This is a genomic window from Serratia sp. CY71090 (assembly GCF_052166845.1).
GTDB lineage: Bacteria > Pseudomonadota > Gammaproteobacteria > Enterobacterales > Enterobacteriaceae > Serratia > Serratia nematodiphila.
Genome location: NZ_JBJNOA010000003.1, coordinates 628,164 through 654,381, shown reverse-complemented (window position 1 = coordinate 654,381; position 26,218 = coordinate 628,164). Strand labels below are relative to the sequence as shown.

Annotated in this window: 22 protein-coding genes; 14 read left to right on the top strand and 8 right to left on the bottom strand. The window is 61.0% G+C overall.

From position 1 onward, the window contains the following. Positions 1-150 precede the first annotated feature (150 nt). The 5 genes from ACJ8OK_RS09495 (at position 151) to ppnP (ending at position 4,847) form a co-directional block, all read left to right on the top strand. Positions 151-924: an IclR family transcriptional regulator gene (locus ACJ8OK_RS09495; protein ID WP_015376816.1), complete on the top strand. Its 774-nt coding sequence runs from the start codon at positions 151-153 to the stop codon at positions 922-924. A 218-nt stretch (positions 925-1,142) separates the two neighbouring features. Then, positions 1,143-2,699 (top strand): OPT/YSL family transporter, encoded by a 1,557-nt coding sequence (locus ACJ8OK_RS09490; RefSeq protein WP_213929535.1) that lies wholly within the window; start codon positions 1,143-1,145, stop codon positions 2,697-2,699. 34 nt (positions 2,700-2,733) lie between these two features. Further along, complete coding sequence (locus ACJ8OK_RS09485) at positions 2,734-3,663, top strand: DUF1177 domain-containing protein (RefSeq protein ID WP_060558694.1); 930 nt, start codon at positions 2,734-2,736, stop codon at positions 3,661-3,663. 4 nt (positions 3,664-3,667) lie between these two features. Next, complete coding sequence (locus ACJ8OK_RS09480; protein ID WP_213929534.1) at positions 3,668-4,345, top strand: AroM family protein; 678 nt, start codon at positions 3,668-3,670, stop codon at positions 4,343-4,345. Between the two features lie 211 nt (positions 4,346-4,556). Beyond that, positions 4,557-4,847: a pyrimidine/purine nucleoside phosphorylase gene (gene ppnP / locus ACJ8OK_RS09475; protein WP_004940463.1), complete on the top strand. Its 291-nt coding sequence runs from the start codon at positions 4,557-4,559 to the stop codon at positions 4,845-4,847. 65 nt (positions 4,848-4,912) lie between these two features. On the opposite strand, the gene rdgC is transcribed toward ppnP, so the two are convergent. Then, entirely contained in the window at positions 4,913-5,824 is a 912-nt protein-coding gene (rdgC, locus tag ACJ8OK_RS09470; RefSeq protein ID WP_004940461.1) for a recombination-associated protein RdgC, read from the bottom strand. A gap of 217 nt (positions 5,825-6,041) precedes the next feature. Between rdgC and mak the strand changes: the two genes are divergently transcribed. The 3 genes from mak (at position 6,042) to ACJ8OK_RS09455 (ending at position 7,675) form a co-directional block, all read left to right on the top strand. Next, positions 6,042-6,956 (top strand): fructokinase, encoded by a 915-nt coding sequence (gene mak / locus ACJ8OK_RS09465; RefSeq protein ID WP_442530556.1) that lies wholly within the window; start codon positions 6,042-6,044, stop codon positions 6,954-6,956. 102 nt (positions 6,957-7,058) lie between these two features. Further along, entirely contained in the window at positions 7,059-7,292 is a 234-nt protein-coding gene (locus ACJ8OK_RS09460) for a type II toxin-antitoxin system Phd/YefM family antitoxin (protein WP_004940455.1), read from the top strand. Next, a complete protein-coding gene (locus tag ACJ8OK_RS09455; protein WP_015376820.1) occupies positions 7,289-7,675 on the top strand; it encodes a type II toxin-antitoxin system VapC family toxin in 387 nt (128 codons plus the stop codon). Before ACJ8OK_RS09460 ends, ACJ8OK_RS09455 begins: the two co-directional genes overlap by 4 nt. Here ACJ8OK_RS09455 and licT read toward each other — a convergent pair. From licT to sbcD, 3 genes are all read right to left on the bottom strand, one after another. Then, positions 7,672-8,520, bottom strand: coding sequence for a BglG family transcription antiterminator LicT (gene licT / locus ACJ8OK_RS09450; protein ID WP_004940446.1), 849 nt, complete (start codon positions 8,518-8,520; stop codon positions 7,672-7,674). The genes ACJ8OK_RS09455 and licT overlap by 4 nt on opposite strands. A 231-nt stretch (positions 8,521-8,751) precedes the next feature. Next, on the bottom strand, positions 8,752-12,003 hold the full coding sequence (gene sbcC / locus ACJ8OK_RS09445; RefSeq protein ID WP_442530550.1) for an exonuclease subunit SbcC: 3,252 nt from the start codon (positions 12,001-12,003) through the stop codon (positions 8,752-8,754). Then, positions 12,000-13,232 (bottom strand): exonuclease subunit SbcD, encoded by a 1,233-nt coding sequence (gene sbcD, locus ACJ8OK_RS09440; RefSeq protein ID WP_442530549.1) that lies wholly within the window; start codon positions 13,230-13,232, stop codon positions 12,000-12,002. Before sbcD ends, sbcC begins: the two co-directional genes overlap by 4 nt. A 215-nt stretch (positions 13,233-13,447) precedes the next feature. Between sbcD and phoB the strand changes: the two genes are divergently transcribed. From phoB to proY, 5 genes are all read left to right on the top strand, one after another. Beyond that, positions 13,448-14,137: a phosphate response regulator transcription factor PhoB gene (gene phoB, locus ACJ8OK_RS09435; RefSeq protein ID WP_004940438.1), complete on the top strand. Its 690-nt coding sequence runs from the start codon at positions 13,448-13,450 to the stop codon at positions 14,135-14,137. 24 nt (positions 14,138-14,161) lie between these two features. Beyond that, positions 14,162-15,478, top strand: a complete 1,317-nt coding sequence (gene phoR / locus ACJ8OK_RS09430) for a phosphate regulon sensor histidine kinase PhoR (RefSeq protein WP_235363530.1) — start codon at positions 14,162-14,164, stop codon at positions 15,476-15,478. Positions 15,479-15,492: 14 nt separating this feature from the next. Further along, positions 15,493-16,455 carry a PstS family phosphate ABC transporter substrate-binding protein gene (locus ACJ8OK_RS09425; RefSeq protein WP_004940432.1) on the top strand — a complete coding sequence of 321 codons (963 nt, stop codon included), beginning with the start codon at positions 15,493-15,495 and terminating at the stop codon, positions 16,453-16,455. Positions 16,456-16,940: 485 nt separating this feature from the next. Next, the gene (gene brnQ / locus ACJ8OK_RS09420) at positions 16,941-18,257 is read left to right on the top strand and encodes a branched-chain amino acid transport system II carrier protein (protein WP_085336562.1); all 1,317 of its coding nucleotides are present in this window, start codon (positions 16,941-16,943) and stop codon (positions 18,255-18,257) included. 73 nt (positions 18,258-18,330) lie between these two features. Continuing rightward, the gene (gene proY, locus ACJ8OK_RS09415) at positions 18,331-19,737 is read left to right on the top strand and encodes a proline-specific permease ProY (protein WP_004940425.1); all 1,407 of its coding nucleotides are present in this window, start codon (positions 18,331-18,333) and stop codon (positions 19,735-19,737) included. A gap of 32 nt (positions 19,738-19,769) precedes the next feature. Here proY and ACJ8OK_RS09410 read toward each other — a convergent pair whose 3' ends face one another. Further along, positions 19,770-20,033, bottom strand: coding sequence for a hypothetical protein (locus ACJ8OK_RS09410; RefSeq protein WP_015376826.1), 264 nt, complete (start codon positions 20,031-20,033; stop codon positions 19,770-19,772). Between the two features lie 132 nt (positions 20,034-20,165). Next, positions 20,166-21,422 carry a mechanosensitive ion channel family protein gene (locus tag ACJ8OK_RS09405; RefSeq protein ID WP_342117070.1) on the bottom strand — a complete coding sequence of 419 codons (1,257 nt, stop codon included), beginning with the start codon at positions 21,420-21,422 and terminating at the stop codon, positions 20,166-20,168. Positions 21,423-21,668: 246 nt separating this feature from the next. Between ACJ8OK_RS09405 and malZ the strand changes: the two genes are divergently transcribed. Further along, positions 21,669-23,492 (top strand): maltodextrin glucosidase, encoded by a 1,824-nt coding sequence (gene malZ, locus ACJ8OK_RS09400; protein ID WP_048322325.1) that lies wholly within the window; start codon positions 21,669-21,671, stop codon positions 23,490-23,492. A 53-nt stretch (positions 23,493-23,545) separates the two neighbouring features. On the opposite strand, the gene ggt is transcribed toward malZ, so the two are convergent. Beyond that, entirely contained in the window at positions 23,546-25,309 is a 1,764-nt protein-coding gene (gene ggt / locus ACJ8OK_RS09395) for a gamma-glutamyltransferase (RefSeq protein ID WP_442530548.1), read from the bottom strand. A 234-nt stretch (positions 25,310-25,543) separates the two neighbouring features. Next, entirely contained in the window at positions 25,544-26,146 is a 603-nt protein-coding gene (locus tag ACJ8OK_RS09390; RefSeq protein WP_004940403.1) for a peroxiredoxin C, read from the bottom strand. Between the last annotated feature and the right edge of the window lie 72 nt (positions 26,147-26,218).

The window sequence follows — 26,218 nt, the reverse complement described above, 5'->3', positions numbered from 1 at the left end:
GCGTTCTGCGCGATATTTTAATTTAAAAAGCACGAATGCCTTTTATTTTTCTGCTGATAAAAAATAAACAGCTTGACGCTGTGGAGTTCGGGTTTTAGTTTTTAATTATAAAACAGGAACTGAGTTCCATATAGTGGAACAAGGCGGATCATGACAACGCTGGAAAATGCCGCTGCGGTATTAAAACTCTTTTCTCAACAACGCGTGATGCATGGCCAGCCGGGTATAGCATTCAGCGACGTGGTGGATCAATTGGCGCTGCCGAAAAGCACGGTGTCGCGCCTGCTGCAGACCATGGAAAATCAGGGCATGCTGGAGCGCGATCCCGATAGCCGGCGTTACCGCATCGGCGCGCTGTTGCTGGCGGTATCCAGCCACTATCTGTCGATGCCGCTGGTGGACAGCCTGGCGGCCAGTATGGCGCAGCTGTGCCGCCAGACGGCGTGTACCGGCTACCTTTCGGTATTGGAGGGGCAGGAGATCATGGTGATGCGCATGTTTCCCGGCCGCCACTTTTTGCAGGTGGTCACTCCGGCGGGTTACCGTTCACCGGCGGCGGAAACCTCGGTCGGCCGGGCGATACTGGCGCGTGAAAGCGACGAGCAGGTTCGAGCGCGTTATGCCGGCGGTTACCGGGCGGCTTCGCCCAATGCGCCGCAAACGCTGGATGCGCTGTTGCAGAAGTTGCAGCAGGTGAGGCACCAGGGATGGTCGTTGGCACGCAATGAAACTTTGAACAGCATCAGTTCGCTGGCGACCGCGCTGGTGAACAAGCACGGCAGCGAGACGGTGGGGCTGTGTCTGTCCTTCCCTTCGCAGGGTGAGGAACAGCCGTTCGTACCGGAAGTTCTGGCCGAATTAACCGCAGTCACCTGCCAACTGGCGGAAAAATATGGCGATGATTATTGGCAGCAGATCAAATAACGCGTCAGAGCTGTAGCATTCCATCATAATTAACGAGTGCCGACACCAGGGAACTCATTAGTTATATTCCACCGTATTTTATTGGTGGGAATAGATAGGCTGAGTAAGAGAATAATAACGTTATGACGCCAGCAGTTCCAAATAATGGAACTGCTGCGGCGAGCTATAGCCTGGCGTTATTTCCGTCATGCGGCAGGGAATATTCAGGGAAACCAAGCATGAAATCAAATAATCCGCTAAAAGCGGCCGGCACGCTGTTGGTCATGGCGCTACTTTCGGTGATGGGGGCGATCATCGGCGTTCAACTGATCACCACGCTGGGCGTGACGCCCAACACTTCGATCATCGGCGCGCTGATCGCCATGCTGTTGGCGCGCATCCCGCTACAGATGTTCCAACGCTATCGTTCGGTGCATACCCAGAACCTGGCGCAAACGGTGATCTCCTCCGCCACCTTCGGTGCAGCCAACTGTCTGCTGATGCCGATTGCGGTGCCTTACGTGATGGGGCAACCGCAGCTTATTCTACCGATGTTCTGCGGCGTGGCGGCGGCGATGCTGCTCGACGCCTATCTGCTTTATCGTCTGTTCGATACCAAAGTGTTCCCCGCCGCCAATGCCTGGCCGCCGGGCGTCGCCGCCGCAGAGGCGATTAAAGCCGGCGATCGCGGCGGCAAGCAGGCCTGGCTCCTGGTGGTGGGCGTAGTGGTGGGCATCGCCGGATCAATGCTAAAGATCCCCATGGCGGCTTTCGGCACCGCCTTTATCGGCAATATTTGGGCGCTGAGCATGTTCGGCGTCGGGCTATTGCTGCGGGCCTACGCCGAGCCGGTGGCCGGATTCGATATTAACGCCCATTTTATTCCGCACGGCGTGATGGTCGGCGCTGGACTGGTGGCGCTGATCCAGGTCGCGCAGGTGATCCGCAGCCGCCGCGCCGATAGCGCCGGTTATACCCAACCCGACAGCGCCGTAAGCAAAGCGCTCGGTCTGGGCGCGGTCGGCTATATCGTCATCGCCGCTTTTTTGGCCCTGGTCGGCGGGCTGTTTAGCGAGATGTCGCTGCCGATGTTGGCGCTGTTCGTGATTTACGCGGCGTTTGCCGCTTTCGTTCATGAGTTGATCGTCGGTATCGCTGCCATGCACTCCGGCTGGTTTCCCGCGTTCGCGGTGGCGTTGATCACCCTGATAGTCGGTATCCTGATCGATTTCCCACCGCTGGCGCTATGCATCCTGACCGGTTTTACCGCCGCCACCGGGCCGGCCTTCGCCGACATGGGCTTTGATTTGAAAGCCGGCTTCATCCTGCGCGGCTACGGTGAGGATCTGCAGCAAGAGCTGCTGGGGCGTCGCATTCAGCTGTTTGCGGCGTTGATCGCTTTCATCATCGCCATTCCGGTGGTTTACCTCTCTTACCACAGCTATTTCCTGCAGGATCTGATCCCGCCGGTCGCGCGCGTTTACGCCAAAACCATCGAGGCCGGCGCGCAGCCGGGCATCGCCTGGAGTCTGTTGATCTGGGCGATCCCCGGCGCCGTGGTGCAGCTGGTCGGCGGCCCTAAACGCCAGCTCGGCGTGCTGCTGGCAACCGGCCTGCTGATCAACAACGCCTTGGCCGGGTGGGCGGTGCTGGTGGGCATAGCGCTGCGGGTGGCGATCCTGCGCCGTTGGGGCGATCGCGGCCGCACGCCGATGGAGATCATGGCGGCCGGGTTTATCGCCGGCGATGCGCTCTACAACTTCTTCAGCTCGATTTTTTCCAGCAAGGGCAAATAGCTCCTGCCGATGACATTGGTGAGGTAAAACGACCATGAGTTTGCAACAAACGCTGCAGGTTTTTGAATTGATTGATAGCGCATTCGTCAGCGGCCAGGACGTCGTCGACCTGTTTGCGTCTTACCCGGCGATCCGGGCCAGCACCTTGCGCGCCGAGGGGCCGAAGGGCGGCACCGATTTCGTGCGTATCGAGATCCCCGGCAGTGCAGGAAAATTCGGCGGCGGTGCGGCGCCGACGCTGGGCATTATCGGCCGCCTGGGCGGCATTGGCGCGCGGCCGACGCGAATCGGGCTGGTGTCCGACGGCGACGGCGCGATCGCCGCCATTGCCGCCGCGCTGAAGTTGGCGGAGATGCAGCGCAAGGGCGACATGCTGCCGGGCGATGTGATCGTCACCACCCATATTTGCCCGAACGCGCCGACCCGGCCGCACGATCCGGTCGATTTTATGGATTCACCGATCGATGACGTGACGATGAACGATAACGAAGTGGTGCCGGAGGCTGACGCCATCCTGTCGATCGACACCACCAAAGGCAACCGCATCATCAATCATAAAGGCTATGCGCTGTCGCCGACGGTGAAAGAGGGCTACATCCTGCGGGTGGCGGAAGATCTGCTGCGCATCATGGAGATGACCAGCGGCCGGCCGGCGGTGACTTTCCCGATCACCACGCAGGACATCACCCCTTACGGCAACGGTGTACATCACCTCAACAGCATCTTGCAGCCCTCGACCGCTACCGCAGCGCCGGTGGTCGGCGTGGCGATCTGCAGCGAATCAGTGGTGCCGGGCTGCGGTACCGGCGCCAGCCACGAAACGGACATCGCGTTGGCGGTCAAATTCGCGGTGGAAGTCGCCAAAGAATTCGGCCGCGGTACCTGCCGGTTCTATGATGCCGCCGAATACGGCCAACTGCTGGCGCTGTACGGCAGTCTAAGCCACCTGCAAAAAAGGAGATAGACCCATGACGGCTTCATTCGCCACGCTGACCATCGGTCAGGCGCCGCGCAGCGATATCATGCCGCTGCTGTCTGCTTATCTGCCGGCGGAGCGAGTGAGGCACGTCGGTTTGCTGGACGGCCTGGATATCGGGCAGATCGCCGAGCGTTATGCGCCGCAACAGGGCGACAAGCTGCTGGTGTCGCGTCTTTTGGACGGTACGCAGGTGACGCTCGGCGCCGCTCGCGTCGAAAGCGGGTTGCAGGAGAAGATCCGCGAACTGGAAGCGACGGGATGCGAGGTGATTCTGTTGCTATGCACCGGCGAATTCGGTCGATTGCAGGCGAAACGGGTGCTGTTGCTGGAACCGGATCGCATTATCCCGCCGTTGATCTCTGCGATCGTCGGCACACACCGTGTCGGCATCGTGGTGCCGGTGGCTGAACAGGTTGGGCAGCAGGCGCGCAAATGGCGGCAACTGGCGGCGCCGCCGATCTATGCCGTCGCCAGCCCCTATCTGGCGGATGACGCTGCGCTGGAGCAGGCGGCTTGCACCCTGCTGCGGCAGGGGGCGGAGGTGGTGGTGCTCGATTGTATCGGTTATCACCAGCGTCACCGCGCTTTTCTGCAGGCGCGTCTGTCGGTGCCGGTGCTGCTGTCGAACGTACTGGTCGCCAAGCTGGCCGCAGAGTTAATCGACTGATTCAAATAGCCATAAATCTGCGCTCGACGCGACCACGGGCGTTTTGCGCCCGTGAGGCGCCCCGGGCTTCAGCAGCCCTGACTGTCGGCGAGAGGGCCTGTAGCATTTTACTCTGCGCCGCGATCGCATTTCGCGCGAAAAACCAGTGACAGATCAACCGCAATCCCCCAATATGGATTTTCCATCAAGATGATTACGCGGGTGCCAGTCTATGCTGAAAGTGAATGAGTATTTTGCCGGAAAAGTGAAGTCTATCGGTTTTGACAGTAGCAGCATCGGTCTTACCAGCGTGGGTGTGATGGAAGAGGGCGAATACACCTTCTCCACCGCGCAGCCGGAAGAAATGACGGTGATCACCGGGGCGCTGAAAGTGCTGCTGCCGGGAGCGCCGGACTGGCAGGTGTTTACGCCGGGCGAGAAGTTCTTCGTGCCGGGGCACAGCGAGTTCAACCTGCAGGTGGCCGACGCCACCGCCTATCTGTGCCGCTACCTGAGCAAATAAACGTTGCTCGTTAGGGGAACGCAGGGCTCAGCGAAGGCTGGGCCCTGGTCGTTTCTGCGGCGGGATTAACGCTGGGCTTCGCCGCCGAGCGCTTCGATGGTGTTTTTGATCAACGCCGCCAGCTCGCTGGTCATCAAGATAAAGTCGGCGTCAAAGCGCTGGGCGAAGTCATCGCGATCGATATCGTCGTTCTGCTCGCGCAGCGTGTCGGCGAACTTCAGGCGCTTGAGCGAACCGTCGTCCGACAGCATCAGCTGGATGCGCTCCTGCCAATCCACCGCCAGCTTGGTCACCAGCTTACCGGCTTCGATGTGCACCGCGATTTCGTCGCTGATCAGATTCTGTTTCTTGCAGCGGATCACGCCGCCTTCTTCCAGAATCGCTTTCAGTTCCGCTTCATCCTGAATGGCGAAGCCGGCCGGCATCTCACCGGAACGCACCCATTCGGTCAGCGTCAGTTCGATCGGGCTTTCCATGGTCAGAGGCACCACCGGCAGCGAGCCGAGGCTTTTGCGCAGCAGCGCCAGCGTGTCTTCAGCGCGTTTGGCGCTGGCGGCGTCGACCATGATCAGGTCGTTGACGGTGTCTATCCACATGAAGGTCTGGTTGAAGCGGCTGAACGCGCGCGGCAGCAGGCTGTGCAGCACTTCATCCTTCAGCGCGTCTTTCTCGGTTTTCTTCAGTTTGCGGTGTTGTTCCGCCTCCAGGCGCTCAATCTTGGCCTGCAGCTCTTGCTTGATCACCGGCGACGGCAGGATTTTCTCTTCCTTGCGCGCGCAGATGACGATCTGGCCGTTGACCGCGTGCGTCAGCGCATCGCTGTGCGAGCCCATCGGGGAGACCCAGCCGGTCTTCGCCATGTCCTGGCTGCCGCACGGCGTGAAGGCGAACGCGCTGAGTTGTTTTTCCATTTCATCCGCGTTTAACGCCACTTCGCGGCTCAAACGGTAAACCATCAAATTCTTAAACCACAGCATAATGTTATCCCTGGCTGGGCGTGCGTTCGGCACGCTGATTCGTCAAAAGCAGGGCGGCATGATAACGAATTGACGCTGAAAAATCGCCCCATTCTCTCCGAATTGCGTCGCTTTGCGCACCGGGGAAGGACGGGACGGAGAATGGGAAACAGGTGATTCATTCGCGCGCTTACATTAGGCTGTGACAACGCTGCGCGGCATCGAGGAGAAAAAATACGTGCGCATTGGCATCGACTTGGGTGGAACGAAAATTGAAGTGATCGCGTTGGCGAATGACGGGCGGGAGCTGTTTCGCCATCGCATCGCCACGCCGCGCCATGACTACCGGCAAACCCTGGCGGCGATCGCCGGGCTGGTGAAACTGGCGGAGGATCATACCGGCGAACGAGGATCGGTCGGGATCGGCATTCCCGGCACGCTGTCGCCGTTTACCGGGCGAGTAAAGAACGCCAACTCGGTGTGGCTCAACGGCCAGCCGCTGGATAAGGATCTGTCGGCGCTGCTGGCGCGCGAAGTGCGCATCGCCAACGACGCCAACTGCCTGGCGGTGTCGGAAGCCACCGATGGCGCCGGCGCCGGCGCGAAAACCGTGTTTGCGGTCATCATCGGCACCGGCTGCGGCGCCGGCGTGGCGCTGAACGGCCAGGCGCATGCCGGCGGCAACGGCATCGCCGGCGAATGGGGCCACAATCCGCTGCCGTGGCAGGATGACGATGAGCTGCGCTACGCCCGCGAAGTGCCGTGCTACTGCGGCAAGCCGGGTTGCATCGAAACCTTTATTTCCGGCACCGGTTTCGCCACCGACTATGCGCGCCTGAGCGGCAACGCGCTGCAAGGGCATGAGATCATGGCGCTGAGCGAGCGGGGCGATGCGCTGGCGGCACAAGCGATTGAACGTTACGAAATGCGATTGGCGAAATCGCTGGCACACGTGATCAACATGCTGGATCCGGACGTGGTAGTGCTCGGCGGCGGCATGAGCAACGTGGATCGTCTGTACCGCACGGTGCCGCAGTTGGTGAAAGACTGGGTGTTCGGCGGCGAGTGTGAAACGCCGATCCGCAAGGCGGTTCACGGCGATTCCAGCGGCGTGCGCGGTGCGGCCTGGCTGTGGCCGCAACAGCAGCGCTAAGCGTTGCAACAAAGCGCGAGGTTGCTCGCGCTTTAAACCCTTCACTGTACAAAAACTGGACGGCGCTTTATGCTTTAGCTAACTTAGCTAAGGAGAACGCGTATGCCGATTCAGGCCAATATGCACGAAGCCAAATCCAATCTGAGCCAACTGGCGGACAGAGCCGCGGAGGGAGAAACCGTGATTATTGCAAAAGCAGGGAAGCCGTACGTACAGCTGGTCGCCATCAAGGGGGAAGCGCGCCGCCCTGGCGCCGCCAAGGGCAGGTTCACCGTGCCGGCGGATTTCAACGCCGGGGATGCGGCCATTGCGGCGCTGTTTGAGGGCGATGAATGAAGCGCCTGCTGCTGGATACCCACGCGTTGCTGTGGTGGCTGATCGATGACGCCTGCCTGGGCGCGAACGCCAAAAGGCAGATCGCCGATCCGGGCAATGCGGTGTACGTCAGCGCGGCCAGCATTTGGGAGATCTCGATTAAGCAGGCGCTGGGCAAGCTGGCGCTGCCGGAAGACATCTTTGCGATCATCGAGGCCGAAGATTTTCTGTCGCTGCCGATGGACGCCTTTCATTGCCAACAGGCCGGGCAGCTGCCGCCACACCATCAGGATCCTTTCGATCGCATGCTGATCGCCCAGGCGCAGGCCGAGGGGCTGACGCTGATTTCCGCCGACGCGGTGTTTCCGCAGTACGGCGTGCGGGTGGCGGACGCCCGCCGTTAAACCGGCTTTTCCTCGCTTTCGCTGCGCACCCGTTCGATATGAATGGTCAGGAACATCATCTCTTCCGTGGTGAGCTGGTGCTGATAGTGCTTTTCGATGTGGCGGTTGATCTTGCCGGCGCAGGCGAATGACTCGCGGTACTTCTCTTTTACCACCTGATACAGCGAGTCGTCGTCGCTGTCGACGTAGTTTTTCCCCAGCAGGCGCTGGGCGAAAAATTTCAAGTGGGTGACGAACCGGTGGTAGCTCAGGGATTCCTCGTTGTAATCAAAGCGGAAATGGTATTTGACCAGGTTGAGGATCTCTTGCATCACGCGGGTAATGTGCAGCGTGTTGTGCATCTCGTCGTTAAGCTGGGCGTTGACCAGGTGCAGGGCGATAAATCCGGCTTCGTCCTCCGGCAGCGCGGTATCCAGCCGCTGGGCGATCAGAGCCAGCGCCTCCAGCCCGACGGCGAATTCGGCCGGGTAGAGCTTTTTAATCTCCCACAGCAGCGCATTTTTGATATCCAGCCCTTGCGCATGGCGCTGCAGGGCGAAATGGATGTGATCGGTGAGCGTGATGTAGACGATGTTATGCAACTTGCCCGGCAGGCGTTCGCGGGCGAGGGTGATGATCCTGTCGGCGGTGGTGACGCAGGCCAATGGGATCTCGGCGAGCAGCTCTTTATAGCGCTCGGCGATTTCACCGCCGTTATGGGTGAACACCTTTTCGATCAGGCTTTCGTCCAGCGTATCGCCGGGCTTCTTTTTAAAGCCGATTCCTTTTCCCATCACCACCGTCTCTTCCTGACGGTCGTCCAGCGTAATCACCACGTTATTATTGAGTATTTTAGCGATTTTCATGGTTTTTCCCGGTGTTTCAGCATCCTGAAAACGAAAAAACCTGACGCCCGGAAGCGATCCCGGGCGTCAGGTTTTGCCTGTATTTTATGTTTCTGTCCTGCGGCCTGAGCGGCGAAGGGGATACAGTAACAATCCTGTTATGCCTGCATAATAACCCGTGCCCGCCGCAGCTCAACGCTTTTCACTGCGGAGTGCCGCCGCGGTCACACTTCTGCGCCGCGCGCGGCGGGATCATTCCAGCCTGAAGTGCGCCTCCAACCGGCTGACGCCGAGCCCGTTGACCTTTTTCACTTTGATCTGCACCGGAATACGCTCTTTCATCGCCTCGACGTGACTGATCACGCCGATGGTTTTGCCGGAGGCGTTCAGACTGTCCAGCGCGTCCAGCGCGGTATCGAGGGTTTCGGCGTCCAGCGTGCCGAAACCTTCGTCGAGGAACAGCGAGTCGATGCTGGTTTTGTGGCTGACCAGATCGGACAACGCCAGCGCCAGCGCCAGGCTGACCAGGAAACTCTCGCCGCCGGACAGGGTGCGGGTATCGCGCAGCGCGTCCGCCTGCCAGGTGTCCACCACCTGCAGCTCCAGCGCGTCGCTGGTCTTGCGCTGCAGCAGGTAGCGCCCGTGCAGCCGGCCGAGCTGAAGGTTAGCCAGATACACCAGATGATCGAGCGTCAGCCCCTGAGCGAAGCGGCGAAACTTGTCGCCCTCTTTTGAGCCGATCAGCTGGTTGAGGTAGCTCCAGTCGTCGTAGTCTTGCTGGCTGCGGGCGATCTGCTCGAACAGCGCCTGCTGATTGAGACGGCGTTCGGCGTCGCTTGCCAGCTGGTTGCGCAGTTCGCCTTGGCGCAGCTGCAGCGCCTTCAACTGCTGCGCCAGCTCGGCCAGCGATTGGGTGAGCGCGTCGAGATCCGCGTTGGCTTCATCCAGCCCTTCAGGGCGGTTCTGCCGGTGCTGCTCCAGCGTTTGCGTCGCCTGTGTCAGCAGGGCGGCGGCCTCCACTTGCCGCTGTTGCAGCTGCTCTTTGCGCTGCTGCAATTCGCGGCGCAGGGCGTCGTCCAGCAGCGCGGCGGCGAAGGCGGTTTCATCGGCGAATTCGCTGTCGGCCAGCGCCTGCTGCCACTGCTGCTGCGCCTGCTGCAGCCGCTCCTGCATCTGGGTGTGTTGCTGTTGCAGCCCGGCCTGCTGGCCGGCCAGGCGCTCGCGCAGTTCCTGCGCCTTTTGCCACTGCTCGGCGGCCTGCAAACTGGCCTGTTCACAGGCGGTTTGTTTGGCGCGCAGCTGTTCGCGCACCTCGGCGACCTGCTGTTCGCCGAACAGCGCCAGCCGCTGCGCGCGTCGTTCGGCAAGGGTTTTCTCGCCTTCTTGCCAGCGTTGTTGCAGCTCTTGCTGCTGTTGCAGGCTGTCGGCGTGGGCTTTCTGCAGCAGCGTAAAGCGTTCTTCGAGCAACGCCAGCTGTTGCTGCGTCTGCTGCTGCTGCGTTTGCAGAGCGATGAGCGCATCCTTCGCCTGCTGTACCGCCTGCGCCGCCTGTTCATGCTGTTGCAGCGCCTGTTGCCCGCGCCGTTCTTCGTCGTCGCAGCCGTTCAGCCAGGCGCTGAGTTGCTCGCCATCCGCCAGCGTAAAATCGAACGCCAGCGGCGCGCTGAGCTGCCGCCACTGCTGCTGTTGGCCGGCCAGCTGTTGTTCATCCTGCGCGATGGTTTGCTGCTGACGCTGCAATTGCTGTTGCAGGTTGTCGTAACGGGCTCGCAGCTCGACGCCTTGTTTTTGCAATGCTTCGGTCTGGACTTTCATTTGCTCCAGACGTTGCGCGGTTTCTGACAGTTTTACCTCTTGGTATTGTTCTACCGCCGGGTGCTCGCATGAGCCGCACAGCGGGCAGGGGGCGCCGGGTTGCAAACGGGCGCGCTCGGCCTCCAGACCCACGATCCGTTGTTCCAGCGCATAGGTTTTTTCAACATCGGCCTGGTGGGCTTTCTGCTGCTTAAATCGCTGACGGATGAGTTCTAGCTGTGGTTCCAACTGGGTCAGTTCATGTTGACCGCTGTTTAGCTCTTGCCGCTGTTGTTCCAGCCGTTTAACGATTTGCTGCGACAAAGAGGATAGAGTAAACAGCTGCTGGCGCGTCGGGCGCAGATCCGCCAGGACGCTCAGGCGCTGGCGCAGCGGGGCCAGCGGCGTTTGCGCCTCCAGCGCTTGCTGCTGCTGTTGTTGAGCGGCCAGCGCTTCGGTCAGCGCGTTCAACTGCTGCTGATGCTGTGCGGTCTGCGTCGTCAGTTGATTGCGCTGGACGGTGAGCTGCTCCAGCGCGGTCTGCTGCTGGGCGCACTGCTGCGCGGCGGCATCGCCGGCCTGTCTACGTTCGGCCTGTGTCGACTGCAGTTGGGCTATTTGATGGTCGAGCGGGGCGACCTGCTCGTCGATCAACTGTTGCTGTTGCCGCATGTGTTCGGCATGCGCTTGCTGCGCCAGACGGGCTTTTTCCACCGTCTGCTGCAGCGGCGCCAGCTGCGCCGACTGCTGTTCCTGCTGTTGCGTCAGCTGGGCTGCCTGCTGTTGTATCGTCTGCAGCTCGGCGCGGCAGCGATCGCGTTCACCGCGCAGCGGCCGCAATTTCTCGGCCGGCTCGCTGAGCGCCAGCCGCTGCAGCTGCGGGGCGGCCTCCGCCTGCTCGCGCTGGGCGGTGTCCAGCCGCAATTGCCCCTCGCTTTGCTGTTGCCGGAGGCGTTGCCATTGCTGCAGCCAGCTCAGCGCCTGTTGCTGTCGCTGGGTTTGTTCGCCGAGAGCGATTTCCTGCGCGCTCAGCGCCGTCAGCTGTTCGGTCAGAGACTGGCGCTGCTCGTCGTTCAGCAGTTCGATGCCGCTGGCGCGTTGGTGCAACGCATCCAGGTCGGTTTTGGCCTGCTTGTGCGACTCGAACACCTGTTCGGACAACCGCCCGTAGATTTCGGTGCCGGTCAGCTCTTCCAGCAGCTCGGCGCGATCGTTGGCGTCGGCGTTGAGGAAGGCGGCGAACTGCCCCTGAGACAGCATCATCGATTTGGTGAAGCGGCCAAAGTCCAGCCCGGTGATGGCGGCGGTAAGCTCCAGCTTGTCGCGCACTTTGTCCGCCAGGATCTTGCCGTCCTCGCGGCGCGCCAGTTCGACCTTCGGCGCCTGCAGATTGCCGTCCGGCGCGTTTTTGGCGCGGCGCTGGCTCCAGAAGGCGCGATAGCCGATGCCCTTGACCTCGAACTCGACCTCCGCCAGCGATTCGGCGGTGTGGCGGGTCATCAGTTCATTCTGGCTTGGCGTGACGTTGAGACGCGGCGTCTGGTGGTACAGCGCCAGGCAAATGGCGTCCAGCAGGGTGGTTTTGCCCGCGCCGGTCGGGCCGGTAATGGCGAACAGACCGTTGCTGGCGAACGGCTCGGCGGTGAAGTCAATTTTCCATTCGCCCTGCAGCGAGTTGAGGTTTTTTAACCGCAGGCTGAGGATCTTCATGAATTCGTCTCCTCGGCGTTGTGTTGCACCGCCTCGACCACCTGGCGGAACAGTTGGCGCATCCGCTGTTGGCGCGTTTCGGGCATCTCAGCCTCCTGCGCCAACCTGCGTTCGAACACCTCGTTGACGCTCAGCTCGTTCAGCGTTTCCTTATCCTGCTGCGCGATCGCCTGGCGGCGCTGCTCTTTACTGCGCCGCAGCAGCACCACTTCCACCGGCAGCTCATCCGCCAGCAGCTGGATGCGGCGCTGGATATCGCTGAGGTAGTCCTGCGTCGCCACTTCGATATCCAGCCACACCGGCAGCTCGCCGGCATAATCGGCAAATTGCCGCAGCTGCCGTTCGATCTCGGCCAGATCGCCTTTGATCAGTTGCATGGGCTGAAACTGCGGGATCGTTAACGCGTCTACCCGTTGCAAAGCGCCGTCGGCGAAATCCACCAGGAAGACGCTTTTGGCTTTGCCCAGCTCATCGAAGCTGAGCGGGATCGGTGAGCCGCTATAGCGAATATGCTCCGATTTGGCGACGTTCTGCGCGCGGTGAATGTGCCCCAACGCGATATAGTTGGCGGGCGGGAAGGCCTGCGCCGGGAAGGCGTCGAGGGTGCCGATATAGATGTCGCGCACCGAGTCGGAGGTGGTAACGCCGACGGTGGTCAGGTGGCCGGTGGCGACGATCGGCAGCGGCAGGCCCAACTGGTCGCGGCGCTCGCAGGCCGCCTGGTACAGCGCTTGGTAATGTTCGGCGATGGCTTCCTGCAGCGCCTGCTGTTTCTGCGCGCCGGATTCGCCGGCGCGGCTGGTGAGCAGATCGCGCGGCCGCAGGAACGGGATGGCGCACAGCACCGCGCCCGGCTGGCCGTCGCGTTGGTTAAGCACCACGATCTGCTGTTCCGGGGCGCCCTGCGCGCTGGCGATCACCGTGGTGTTCAGGCAGGAAAGCAGTTCACGCGATTCGTTCAGCGTCGCGACCGAATCGTGGTTGCCGCCCAGCACCACCAACTGGCAGCCGGTGCGCTGCAGTTCCACCACGAAGCGGTTGTACAGCTCGCGGGCATAGCTGGGCGGCGAGCCGGTATCGAACAGATCTCCGGCGACGATCAGCGCATCCACCTGCTGCTGATCTACCTGTTCGATCAGCCAGTTCAGAAAAGCCTGGTGCTCGGCGGCGCGGCTTTTGGTGAAAAAGTACTGGCCAAGGTGCCAGTCAGAGGTGTGGATCAGGCGCATGACACTCCCGGATGTAAAGATAATGGCGATGATTATAAAGGCGGCGGCGGCGGCTGTCCCGGCGCAATGATGATGACAACCGGATGATTTTTCGTTACTGCGGGAAATAATCGCTATGCTTACTGCCTATAACAGCCGGTTTTTTTCATAAAAGTGTCACAAAACTGACGCATAATGGCGCCCGAAAAGTCGCTAACACATTGGCAGGATTGACGATGGCAAGACGCATACTGGTGGTGGAAGACGAAGCGCCGATCCGTGAGATGGTGTGCTTTGTGTTGGAACAGAATGGTTACCAACCGTTGGAAGCCGAGGATTATGACAGCGCCGTGACGCGTCTGTCTGAGCCGTTCCCTGATTTGGTGTTGCTTGACTGGATGTTGCCCGGCGGTTCCGGCATTCAGTTTATCAAACATATGAAGCGCGAAGCGCTGACCCGCGATATCCCGGTGATGATGTTGACCGCGCGCGGCGAAGAAGAAGACCGGGTGCGCGGCCTGGAAGTGGGGGCGGATGATTACATCACCAAGCCGTTCTCGCCCAAGGAGCTGGTGGCGCGCATCAAAGCGGTCATGCGCCGCATTTCGCCGATGGCGGTGGAAGAAGTGATTGAAATGCAAGGGTTGAGCCTGGATCCGTCCTCCCACCGCGTAATGGCGAACGATCAGGCGCTGGACATGGGGCCGACCGAGTTCAAGCTGCTGCACTTCTTTATGACTCACCCGGAGCGGGTTTATAGCCGCGAGCAGTTGCTTAATCACGTCTGGGGCACTAACGTTTATGTGGAAGACCGTACCGTTGACGTGCATATCCGTCGGCTCCGCAAGGCGTTAGAAACCAGTGGGCATGATAAAATGGTTCAAACCGTTCGGGGCACCGGCTACCGGTTCTCAACGCGCTACTGATCGCGCCGCGCTGGAGAATATGCCGTGTTAGAACGTCTGTCGTGGAAGAGGCTGGCTTTGGAGCTGGCTCTTTTCTGTCTGCCCGCCTTACTGCTGGGGCTGATTTTCGGTTATCTGCCCTGGTTCCTGCTGGCCTCTGCGCTGGCTGCGCTGGTGTGGAATTTCTACAACCAGCTCAAACTCTCCCATTGGCTGTGGATCGACCGCAGCATGACGCCGCCGCCCGGCCGCTGGAGCTGGGAGCCGCTGTTCTATGGCCTGTATCAGATGCAGCAGCGCAACCGCCGCCGCCGGCGCGAGCTGGCGCTGCTGATCAAGCGCTTTCGCAGCGGGGCCGAATCGCTGCCTGACGCGGTGGTGATGACCACCGTCGAGGGCAACATCTTCTGGTGCAACGGGCTGGCGCAGCATCTGCTCGGCTTCCGCTGGCCGGAAGACAACGGCCAGCACATCCTTAACCTGCTGCGTTATCCGGAATTCAGCCACTATCTGCAACAGCAGGAGTTTTCGCGCCCGCTGACGCTGCAGCTGAACAACGAACACTACGTCGAATTCCGCGTGATGCCGTATTCCGAAGGGCAATTGCTGATGGTGGCGCGCGACGTCACCCAGATGCGGCAGTTGGAGGGCGCGCGGCGCAACTTCTTCGCCAACGTCAGCCATGAGCTGCGCACGCCGCTGACGGTGCTGCAGGGCTACCTGGAGATGATGGGCGACGAAGAGCAGGACGGTTCGCTGCGCAGCAAAGCGCTCAGCACCATGCAAGAGCAGACCCGCCGGATGGACGGGCTGGTCAAGCAGCTGCTGACGCTGTCGCGCATCGAGGCGGCGCCCAATGTCGACATGAACGAGCGGGTGGATATCCCGCTGATGCTGCGGGTGTTGCAGCGTGAGGCGCAATCGCTGAGCGGCGGCAATCACGAGATCACCTTCCGGGTGAACGAACAGCTCAACGTGTTCGGCAATGAAGACCAGTTGCGCAGCGCGGTGTCTAACCTGGTGTACAATGCGGTCAACCACACGCCGAAGGGCACCCATATCGAAGTCAGCTGGCAGCAGACGGCGCATGGCGCGCAGTTTCAGGTCAGCGACAACGGGCCTGGCATCTCCGCCGAGCACCTGCCGCGCCTGACCGAGCGTTTTTACCGCGTCGACAAGGCCCGCTCGCGCCAGACCGGCGGCAGCGGGCTGGGGCTGGCGATCGTCAAGCACGCGCTCAGCCATCACGATGCGCGGCTGGAGATCCTCAGCGAACCGGGGATCGGCACCCGCTTTATCTTTACCTTACCCAATCGGTTGATTGTTCCCGCCGCTTTATCAGAGAATGCGGTGAAAAATTAACGCGAGACACCGGTATGACCCGAATCACCCGAGGGCTGTTGCTTTGCCTGGCGCTGCTGGCCGGACGCGGCGCGCTGGCGCAGCCTGACGGCATGTTGGCGGGCAACCTGTCCAGCGTCGGCTCCGACACGCTGGCGAATCTGATGGCGCTGTGGGCGCAGGATTTCAGCCAGCATTATCCCAACGTCAACCTGCAGATCCAGGCCGCCGGTTCGTCGACCGCGCCGACCGCGTTGGCGGCGGGCGCCGCGCAGCTGGGCCCGATGAGCCGGCCGATGAAGGCGGCCGAGGTTTCGGCGTTCGAACACCGTTACGGCTATGCGCCGCTGGCGGTGCCGGTAGCGGTGGATGCGCTGGTGGTGTTGGTGCATCAGGACAATCCGCTGCGCGGCCTCAACCTGCAGCAGCTCGACCGCATTTTCTCCGCCACCCGGCGTTGCGGCGAAAGCCAGCCGCTGACGCGCTGGGGCGAGCTGGGGCTGCGCGGCGACTGGGCGACGCGCTCGCTGCAACGCTTCGGCCGCAACTCGGCGTCCGGCACCTACGGCTATTTCAAACTGCGCGCGCTGTGCGGCGGCGATTTCATGCCGCGCGTCAATGAGCTGCCCGGTTCGGCCTCGGTAGTGCAGGCGGTGGCCGGTTCGCTCAACGGCATCGGCTACGCCAGCATCGGTTTTCGCGCCAGCGGCGTGCGGCTGCTGCCGCTGGCGGAGTCGGGAGAAGACTATGTCGCGCCTACCGCCGCCAACGTGCGCAACGATCGCTACCCGCTGTCGCGCTATCTGTATATCTATATCAATAAAGCCCCCCATCAACCGCTGGAGCCGCTGACCGCCGCGTTTCTCGATCGCGTGCTGTCGACACCAGGGCAAAGCCTGGTCAATCACGACGGCTATCTGCCACTGCCGCCGGCCGCGCTGCAGAAGACCCGCCAGGCGCTCGGGTTGCCACCGCTCGCGCCGGCCACGGTGCAATAAGCGACAAAAAGCGGCGTAATTTTCGCCTTTTTTCACGGCAAAACGGAGCTTATACCACGCGAAAACCGGGCATTTATTGGCGTTTTCGCGCGGTAAAGTGATATATGCTTCACGTTTCGTGAATTCATTGTTCAAAAATGATACAAATCATGTAGTGTATATTTATTGATAGCCAATATGATCGACTGGTGGCTAAAGTTTATATGGTCGATAGCTCTGCTTTTCGCCGTGCGTCTTGCCTTGAAGCGCTATAAACGTTTACCTTAGCCTTCGTTGTCGGATTAAACCTCCATTTTTATAACTCCTAAAATTTTGCCCATCTTCATGAGCGGCCACTTTCGAATAGGGACATAAACGCCGGATCGACTGCGTTTAGGGTGCTTATTTGGCGCGGCGACGATCGGGCATGCCGGCAACCGGGTGGGGCGTTTCGCCACCACGCTATCGGACACTATTTTTCATTTGAACAGGCAACACGACATCGTATGAGTCATCGTTTAACGTCAAAAGATATCCTGGCACTGGGCTTTATGACCTTTGCCTTATTCGTCGGGGCCGGGAACATCATCTTCCCGCCGATGGTCGGCTTGCAGTCCGGTGAACATGTCTGGACTGCGGCGCTGGGCTTCCTGCTCACCGCCGTGGGCCTGCCGGTCATCACCGTCATCGCGCTGGCGCGCGTCGGCGGCGGCATCGACGCCCTCAGTTCGCCGATCGGCCGCGGCGCCGGCCTGCTGCTGGCGACCGTCTGCTACCTGGCCGTCGGCCCGCTGTTCGCCACGCCGCGCACCGCCACCGTGTCCTTTGAGGTGGGCATCGCCCCGCTGACCGGCGACGGCGCCATGCCGCTGTTCATCTACAGTCTGGTGTACTTTGCGCTGGTGATCGGCATCTCCCTGTATCCGGGCCGCCTGCTCGATACCGTCGGCCATGTGCTGGCGCCGCTGAAGATCGTCGCGCTGGCCGTACTGGGCATCGCCGCGCTGCTGTGGCCTGCCGGCGCGCCGATTCCAGCGACGGCGGCTTATCAGAGCGTGCCTTTCTCCTCCGGTTTCGTTAACGGCTATCTGACCATGGATACGCTGGGCGCGCTGGTATTCGGCATCGTTATCGTCAACGCGGCGCGTTCGCGCGGCGTGAAAGACGCCGGTCTGTTGACCCGTTACACCATTCTGGCCGGTTTGATCGCCGGCGTGGGCCTGACGCTGGTTTATCTGAGCCTGTTCAAGCTGGGTTCCGGCAGCGGCGCGCTGGTGCCTGACGCCACCAACGGCGCGGTGATCCTGCACGCTTACGTTCAGAACACCTTCGGCGGCCTCGGCAGCTTCTTCCTGGCGGCGCTGATCTTCATCGCCTGTATGGTGACCGCGGTGGGCCTGACCTGCGCCTGCGCCGAGTTCTTCGCGCAATACCTGCCGTTCTCTTACAAGACGCTGGTGTTTATCCTGGGCCTGTTCTCGATGGTGGTGTCCAACCTCGGCCTGAGCCACCTGATCCAGATCTCCATTCCGGTGCTGACCGCGATTTACCCGCCGTGCATCGTGCTGGTGGTGCTGAGCTTCACCCTGCGTTGGTGGCACAGCGCGCCGCGTATCATCGCGCCGGTGATGCTTGTCAGCCTGTTGTTTGGTATTCTTGACGCGGTGAAAGCGTCCAGTTTCCAGCAGCTGCTGCCGGCCTGGACCACTCATCTGCCGCTGGCGGAGCAGGGGTTGGCATGGTTGCCGCCTTCGCTGCTGATGCTGGCGCTGGTCGCGATTTATGATCGGGTGTGCACGCGTTCCCAAGTGACCGCGCACTGATAATCCCCCGGCTTAATCCAGGGCCACGGACATGTCCGTGGCTTTTTTACGTTTAAAACTATGGGTCATCTTCATGCAACAACAGTCACCCACCACCGCCTCCGACAATAAGCTGAAACGCGGCCTCAGTACGCGCCATATTCGCTTTATGGCGCTGGGATCGGCCATCGGCACCGGGTTGTTCTACGGCTCGGCGGACGCCATCAAAATGGCCGGCCCGAGCGTGCTGCTGGCTTACCTGATCGGCGGCATCGTGGCCTTCATCATCATGCGCGCACTGGGGGAGATGTCGGTCAATAACCCGCAGGCCAGCTCATTTTCCCGCTACGCTCAGGACTACCTCGGCCCGATGGCGGGTTACATCACCGGCTGGACTTACTGCTTTGAAATTCTGATCGTCGCCATCGCCGACGTGACCGCCTTCGGCATCTATATGGGCGTCTGGTTCCCGGAAGTGCCGCACTGGATCTGGGTGCTGAGCGTGGTGCTGATCATCGGTGCCATCAACCTGATGAGCGTCAAGGTATTCGGCGAGCTGGAGTTCTGGTTCTCGTTCTTCAAGGTCGCCACCATCATCATCATGATCGCGGCCGGCATCGGCATCATCATCTGGGGTATCGGCAACGGCGGGCAACCGACCGGCATTCATAACCTGTGGTCGAACGGCGGCTTCTTCAGCAACGGCGTTATCGGCATGATCCTGTCGCTGCAGCTGGTGATGTTCGCTTACGGCGGCATTGAAATCATCGGCATCACCGCCGGCGAAGCCAAAGATCCGAAAAAATCGATTCCCAAAGCCATCAACTCGGTGCCGTGGCGCATTCTGGTGTTCTACGTCGGTACGCTGTTTGTCATCATGTCGATCTACCCGTGGAACCAGGTGGGCACCAACGGCAGCCCGTTCGTGCTGACCTTCCAGCATATGGGCATCACCGTGGCGGCAGGCATCCTCAACTTCGTGGTGATCACCGCTTCGCTGTCGGCGATCAACAGCGACGTGTTCGGCGTCGGCCGCATGCTGCATGGCATGGCCGAGCAGGGCCATGCGCCGAAGATGTTCAGCAAGGTGTCGAAACGCGGCATTCCCTGGGTGACGGTGGTGGTGATGATGCTGGCGCTGCTGCTGGCGGTGTACCTCAACTACATCATGCCGGAGAGCGTATTCCTGGTGATCGCCTCCCTGGCGACCTTCGCCACCGTGTGGGTGTGGATCATGATCCTGTTCTCCCAAATCGCCTTCCGCCGCAGCCTGAGCAAAGAGCAGGTGAAGCAGCTGGCGTTCCCGCTGCGCGGCGGGGTGTTCACCTCGGTGGTGGCGATCGTGTTCCTGGTATTCATCATCGGCCTGATCGGCTATTTCCCGACCACGCGCGTCTCGCTGTACGCCGGCCTGGTCTGGGTGGTGTTGCTGCTGGCGGGGTACTGGTTCAAGGTCAACCGCCAGAAAAAACGCGCGCTGCTGGCGACGCAGCAAGACTAAATGGAAAAACACCGGCTGAGGCCGGTGTTTTTTTAGGGTTTATCTTCCACTTCCTCATCCCCGGCGGCGCGCGCTTCGATGCGCATGCCGCCGTCGTTCAGGCGTTCCTCCTCTTCCTCGCCGGCGCAGCGTGCCAGCACTTCGCGAATGTCCTGCAGGTTGCTGCTAAGGGCGCTCAGCGAAGGTTGCAGATTGCGGGGCATGCGGCTTTCATCCAGCGATGCGCTGTGCAGGCAGCCGATAAACAGCAGCGTGGCCATCAGGGTGAACAGCCGATGACGTAACCGTTTCAGCAAGGGCTTTCCCTCTCGGTGGTGAAGGTGATGGCGCATTAACGCCGTTTTCGCCGGGGAAAAGAAGGGGATGGAGATATCTGCTGGCAATTGAAAGCGAATAATTACCAGCAGACACAGTTACGTCAGCTGACGTCAGGAAGCGTTCGCGCTTTGTTGCAGCATGCCGCGCAGGTCGTTGCCGGTCGGCGTCTGATGCACGCGCAGGCCGAACTCGTCGATCACCGCCAGGATATGGTCGAAAATATCCGCCTGAATGCTTTCGTACTCCGCCCAGACCGTGGTGTTGGTGAAGGCGTAGATTTCCAGCGGCAGGCCCTCCGGCGTCGGCGCCAGCTGGCGTACCATCAGCGTCATGTTCTGGTGAATACGCGGATGAGCGCGCAGGTAGGCTTCCAGATAGGCGCGCAGCGTGCCGAGGTTGGTGAGACGGCGGCCGTTGAGCGGCGAGGCCAGATCGACGGCGATCTCCTGGTTGTGCTGGCTCAGTTCCTGGGTCTTAACGTTCAGGTAGCTGTGCAGCAGCGGGTTGCGCTGCAGGCGGCGCTGTTCCTCTTCCGACAGGAAGTGCACGCTGCCGGTGTCGATATTCAAGCTGCGCTTGATGCGGCGCCCGCCGGATTCCGACATCGAACGCCAGTTTTTGAACGAGTCGGAGATCAGCGCGTAGGTCGGTATGGTGGTGACGGTGTTGTCCCAGTTACGCACTTTGACCGTGGTCAGGCCGATGTCGGTGACCGCGCCGTCGGCGCCGTATTTCGGCATTTCCAGCCAGTCGCCGATCTTCAGCATATCGTTGGCGGAGAGCTGAATGCCGGCCACCAGCCCGAGGATCGGATCCTTGAACACCAACATCAAGACCGCGGTCATGGCGCCCAGGCCGCTGAGCAGCAGCAGCGGCGATTTGCCCATCAGCAATGAGACGATCATGATGCCGATCAGGATCGCCGCCACCAGTTTCAGGCCCTGGAAAATGCCGCGCAGCGGCAGCTGATTGGAAATCGGGCTTTGGCGCAGCAGCGCCAGCAGCGTATCCAACAGCGAGAACAGCGACAGCAGGGTGAAGGCGAGGATCCACACCTGTGCGGCGGTGACGATCACCGCCTGGGTCTGGCTGCCGCTCTGCAGCCACAGCGTCGCCTGGATACTGATGATCACCCCTTGCAGCAGCAGCGCCACGCGCTGGAACAGTTTGTATTGGGTGATGGCCTGTTGCCAGACGCGCTGCGATTGCTGGCCACGGCGCTGAAGAGCAGCCAACACCACCCGGTGCAGCACTAGGTGGATCGCCACCGAGATCAGAACAATCAACCCCAATACCATCAACAGCGACATCACTCCGCCGAATTCCAAACCAAACTGTTCCAGCCAGCGCGTTATCTGTTGTTGCATTACCGCTCCTTAAAAAATGCGCAAAAAATATCCTGTAAACTTAAAACGCGTTAGCCTAAGGGGTAACGTGCAGGATTTGTACCTGTTTACCTTTTTTTACATCAAGTTAGCGCTATTTTTCGGTCTCCGCCCCCCGGCTCATCCCCGGGTTTTGCGGCCAGAGAGGAGGGGGAGTTGCACTTAACGTGGCATTGTTCGTTTCTTGAAGAACGCCGTCGATTTCGTTTGGTACAGCAGGAGAACAGTATGCTTAACGCCTGGCATCAACCGGTCCCGCCTTTTGTGGTGAAGCAAGGGCAACGTTTGGATATCACGCTGTGGTTACAAGGGGATGAACTGCCGGAACGGGTGTTTTTGCGCGCCGAACCGGACAATGAAGAGTGGCTGCTGGTGATGAAAGCGCAGCGCCACGAGGGGATGCGGCGCTACCAGGCCAGCCTGACGCTGAATGAGGGCGAGCCGACGCGGCGTTACTGCTTCAAGCTGCTGTGGGCCGATCGCCAACAGTGGTTCGGCCCGCAGGGCTGGTCGCCAACGCCGCCGGGCCAGCTGGCGCAGTTCGCCGTCGACGATCCTGACAATGGCCCCGAGTGGGTGGCGGATCAGCTGTTCTACCAGATTTTTCCCGATCGCTTCGCCAGCAGCGGCGGCGAGCACGGCATCCAGAGCGGCAGCTATCGCCATCATGCGGCCGGCGCCGAGGTGATTCGGCGCGACTGGCAGCACCCGTTGGAGGATCGCCACGCCGCCTCGACCTTTTACGGCGGCGATCTGGACGGCATCAGCGGCAAACTGCCGTACCTGCAGCAGCTGGGCGTGACGGCGCTGTACCTGAACCCGATTTTTACCGCGCCGAGCGTGCATAAGTACGATACCGAGGACTATTACCAGGTCGATCCGCACTTCGGCGGCAACGCGGCGCTGCAGCGTTTGCGAGTAAGCACTCACAAGGTGGGCATGAAACTGGTGTTGGACGGGGTCTTCAACCACACCGGCGATTCGCACCCGTGGTTTGACCGCCATCGTCAGGGCGAAAACGGCGCCTGTCACCACCCCGATTCGCCGTATCGCGGCTGGTTCAACTTCTACCCGGACGGCCGCGCGCTCGACTGGAAGGGCAACGCCAGCCTGCCGAAGCTCAACTTCGCCGAGCCGCAGGTGGCGGAAGCGATTTATCAGGGCGAAGGCAGCGTGGTGCGTCACTGGCTGCGCCCGCCGTACAGCATCGACGGCTGGCGGCTGGACGTGGTGCATATGCTGGGGGAGAACGGCGGCGCCACCGGCAATCTGCGCCACCTGGCGGGCATCTATCAGGCGGTGAAGCAGGAGAATCCGCAGGCCTATGTCTTGGGCGAGCACTTCGGCGACGCGCGCCGCTGGCTGCACGCCGGCGTGGAGGATGCGGCGATGAACTACATGGGCTTCGCGCTGCCGGTGCGGGCGTTTTTGGCGGGGCTGGACGTGGCCTACCACCCGGTGCGGCTGGACGCCGCCGGGTGCGCGCAGTGGATGGACGGTTACCGCGCCGGGCTGCCGCACAGCCGCCAGCTGATCCAGTTCAATCAGCTGGACAGCCACGATACCGCGCGCTTCCTCACGCTGTTGCAGGGGAACGCGGCGCGCATGCAGATGGCGGCGGTGTGGTTACTGAGCTGGATCGGCGTGCCTTGCCTCTATTATGGCGATGAGATTGGCCTGGACGGCGGCAACGATCCGTTCTGCCGCAAGCCGTTCCCGTGGGACGTCGGCGACTGGGACCGGCCGCTGCTGGCGCTGTTCCAGCGCATGGCGGCGCTGCGTAAACAGAGCCTGGCCTTGCGCCGCGGCGGCTGTCAGGTGCTGTACGCCAGCGGAGAAACGCTGGTGTTCGTGCGTCTGTATCAGCAGGAGCAGGTGCTGGTGGCGCTGCAGCGCGACGGCAGCGGCCAGGCGCAGCTGCCGCATAACCCGCTGTTGGCGCGCGGCCCGTGGCGGCGTGTGGAAGGGCGGGGAGAGTTGAGCGAAACGGCGGGCGGGTTGCGGCTGCAGTTGGCGGAAGAGTCGGCCACCGTATGGCGCTGCGAGGGCTAAAGGGAGTGCGGGGGCAGAAACGCCCCCGCGATTAAGGTGAGTGGGTATTTACATCAGTAACCGACCGCGGAGCCTGCCGGACGGCGCACGTCGTTGGCGCCGTACAGGTAGCCTTCACGCACTTTACCGGAAACCGCCGAATCGTTGCCGGAGTTGGCCGGGCTGACGCCCGCCGCGCCCGGCAAACCGACCAGAATCAGTTCGGCGGCGCCCCACGGCGTTTGCTCGACCATCTTGTAGCCCATACCGCTCAGCAGCTTCAGCGTATCGGCGGAAACGCCGCGCTGTTCGTAGTACACCTCATCCGGCAACCATTGGTGATGGATGCGCGGTGCGTCCACCGCTTCCTGCGGCGCCATGCCGTGGTCGATCACGTTCAACGCGGTCTGCAGGGTGATGGTGATAATGCGCGAACCGCCCGGCGAGCCCAGCACCATAAAGATCTTGTTGTCCTTGGTCACCAGTGTCGGGCTCATCGACGATAGTGGGCGCTTACCGGGGGCAATACTGTTGGCGGTGCCCTGCACCAGCCCGTACAGGTTTTTCTCGCCCACTTTCACCGTAAAGTCGTCCATCTCGTCATTGAGGAAGAAGCCGGTGCCCGGTGCGATGACGACAGCGCCGAAGCGGCCGTTGACGGTATAGGTGGTGGAGACCGCGTTGCCGTCGTGATCGACAATCGAATAGTGGGTGGTTTCCGGCTTCTCATGCGGCTCCATGCCGGGCTGCACGTTTTCCGACGGCGTGGCCTTGTCCGCGACGATTTTCTTGCGGATCTGCTCGGCGTAGCTCTTGCTCACCAGCCGGTCGATCGGGTTCTTGATGAATTCCGGGTCGCCCAGGTAGGTGTTGCGATCCATGTAGGCATGACGCATCGCTTCGGTCATGGTGTGAATGGCCGCCGCCGAGTTGAAGCCCATGCTTTTCAGATCATAGCCTTCCACCACGTTGAGGATTTCGCACAGCGTCACGCCGCCGGAGCTGGGAGGCGGCGCCGACACGAACTTGTAGCCGCGATAGCTGCAGGTGATCGGCGGCGTTTCGGTGACTTTGTAGTTGGCGAAGTCGGCCGCCGTCAAAATGCCGCCGCCCTGTTTGGCTGCCGCCTCCACCGCCTGCGGGATCTTGCCTTTATAGAAGGCGTCGGTTCCGCCTTTGGCGATGGCCTCCAGCGTGTTGGCCAGATCGGTTTGCACCAGTTTATCCCCCGGCTGCAGCGGGCTGCCGTCCGGGCGCAGGAAGATTTTGGCCGATTCGGGATCCTGCTTGAAGCGTGTGATGGTGGTGTCGAGGATATCGGTGTCGGCGCGGGTCAGCACAAAACCTTCGCGCGCCAGCTTGATCGCCGGCGCCAGCACCTGTTCGCGGCTCAGCTTGCCGTACTTCTCACGCGCGGTTTCCATCCCCAGCACGGTGCCCGGCACGCCCGCCGCCAGATAGCCGTACAGGCTGGCGTCTTTTTTCACCTTGCCGTCGGCGTCCAGATACATGTTGGCGCTGGCCGCCGCCGGCGCGGTTTCGCGGAAGTTGATGAAGGTATCGGTGCCGTCCGCTAGGTGGACGGTCATAAAGCCGCCGCCGCCGATGTTGCCGCAGCAGGGGTTGACCACCGCCTGCGCATAGCCGACCGCCACGGCGGCGTCGATGGCGTTGCCGCCCATTTTCAGGATATCCACCCCGACCTGCGAGGCCAGATGCTGCGAGGTGACCACCATGCCGTTTTGGGCCTCCACCGCTGGGTTGGATGCCGCGTACAGGCTGCCGCTGACCAGCAGCGCCGCCATGGTCAGGGGTTTGCTCCATTTCTGTAAAAACATAGTTATTCCTACCCTGTCAGTTTTTTATTGTGTTGTGTTTGCTTGCCGTTACTCGCTTGCAAAGCGCGAGCCAGCGTTATTGATAGTAGCCGCAGATGGGCGTACGCGCGGTGAACAGGGTGGGAAATGTGAGCGGAAACAGGGAAATAAAGCACTGAAGGCGGGCGGGCTGCCCCAAAATGGAGCATAAAAAAACCGGCCGCGGGGGCCGGTTGATTCACTATCAGGCTGAAATTACAGCTTGGCAGCGTTTTCAGACAGGTATTTTGCCACGCCGTCTGGGGAAGCGCCCATACCTGCTTTGCCTTTTTCCCACTGAGCCGGGCACACTTCACCGTGCTCTTCGTGGAATTGCAGCGCGTCAACGGTACGGATCATTTCGTCGATGTTACGGCCGATTGGCAGGTCGTTAACCACCTGAGCACGCACGATGCCGTCTTTGTCGATCAGGAAGGAGCCGCGCAGCGCAACGCCGGCTTCCGGGTGTTCGATGCCGTAAGCTTTCTGGATTTCACGCTTAACGTCAGCAACCATTGCGTATTTCACTTCACCGATGCCGCCTTTGTCGACAGGGGTTTTACGCCATGCGTTGTGAACGAATTCTGAGTCGAAGGAAACGCCAACCACTTCAACGCCACGCTTCTGGAACTCTTCATAGCGGTGATCGAAAGCGATCAGCTCGGAAGGGCATACGAAGGTGAAGTCCATTGGCCAGAAGAACAGCACGGCCGGTTTGCCGTTCAGGTGCTTCTTCAGGTTGAAGTTTTCAACGATTTCGCCGCTACCCAGTACGGCAGCTGCAGTGAAGTCAGGGGCTTGACGAGTTACCAGGACCATAATTACTCCTGTAATAGGTGTTAAAGGGTGGATGTAAAAGCAAGGGCCAGTATAGGGGCCGTGACTTGGTGA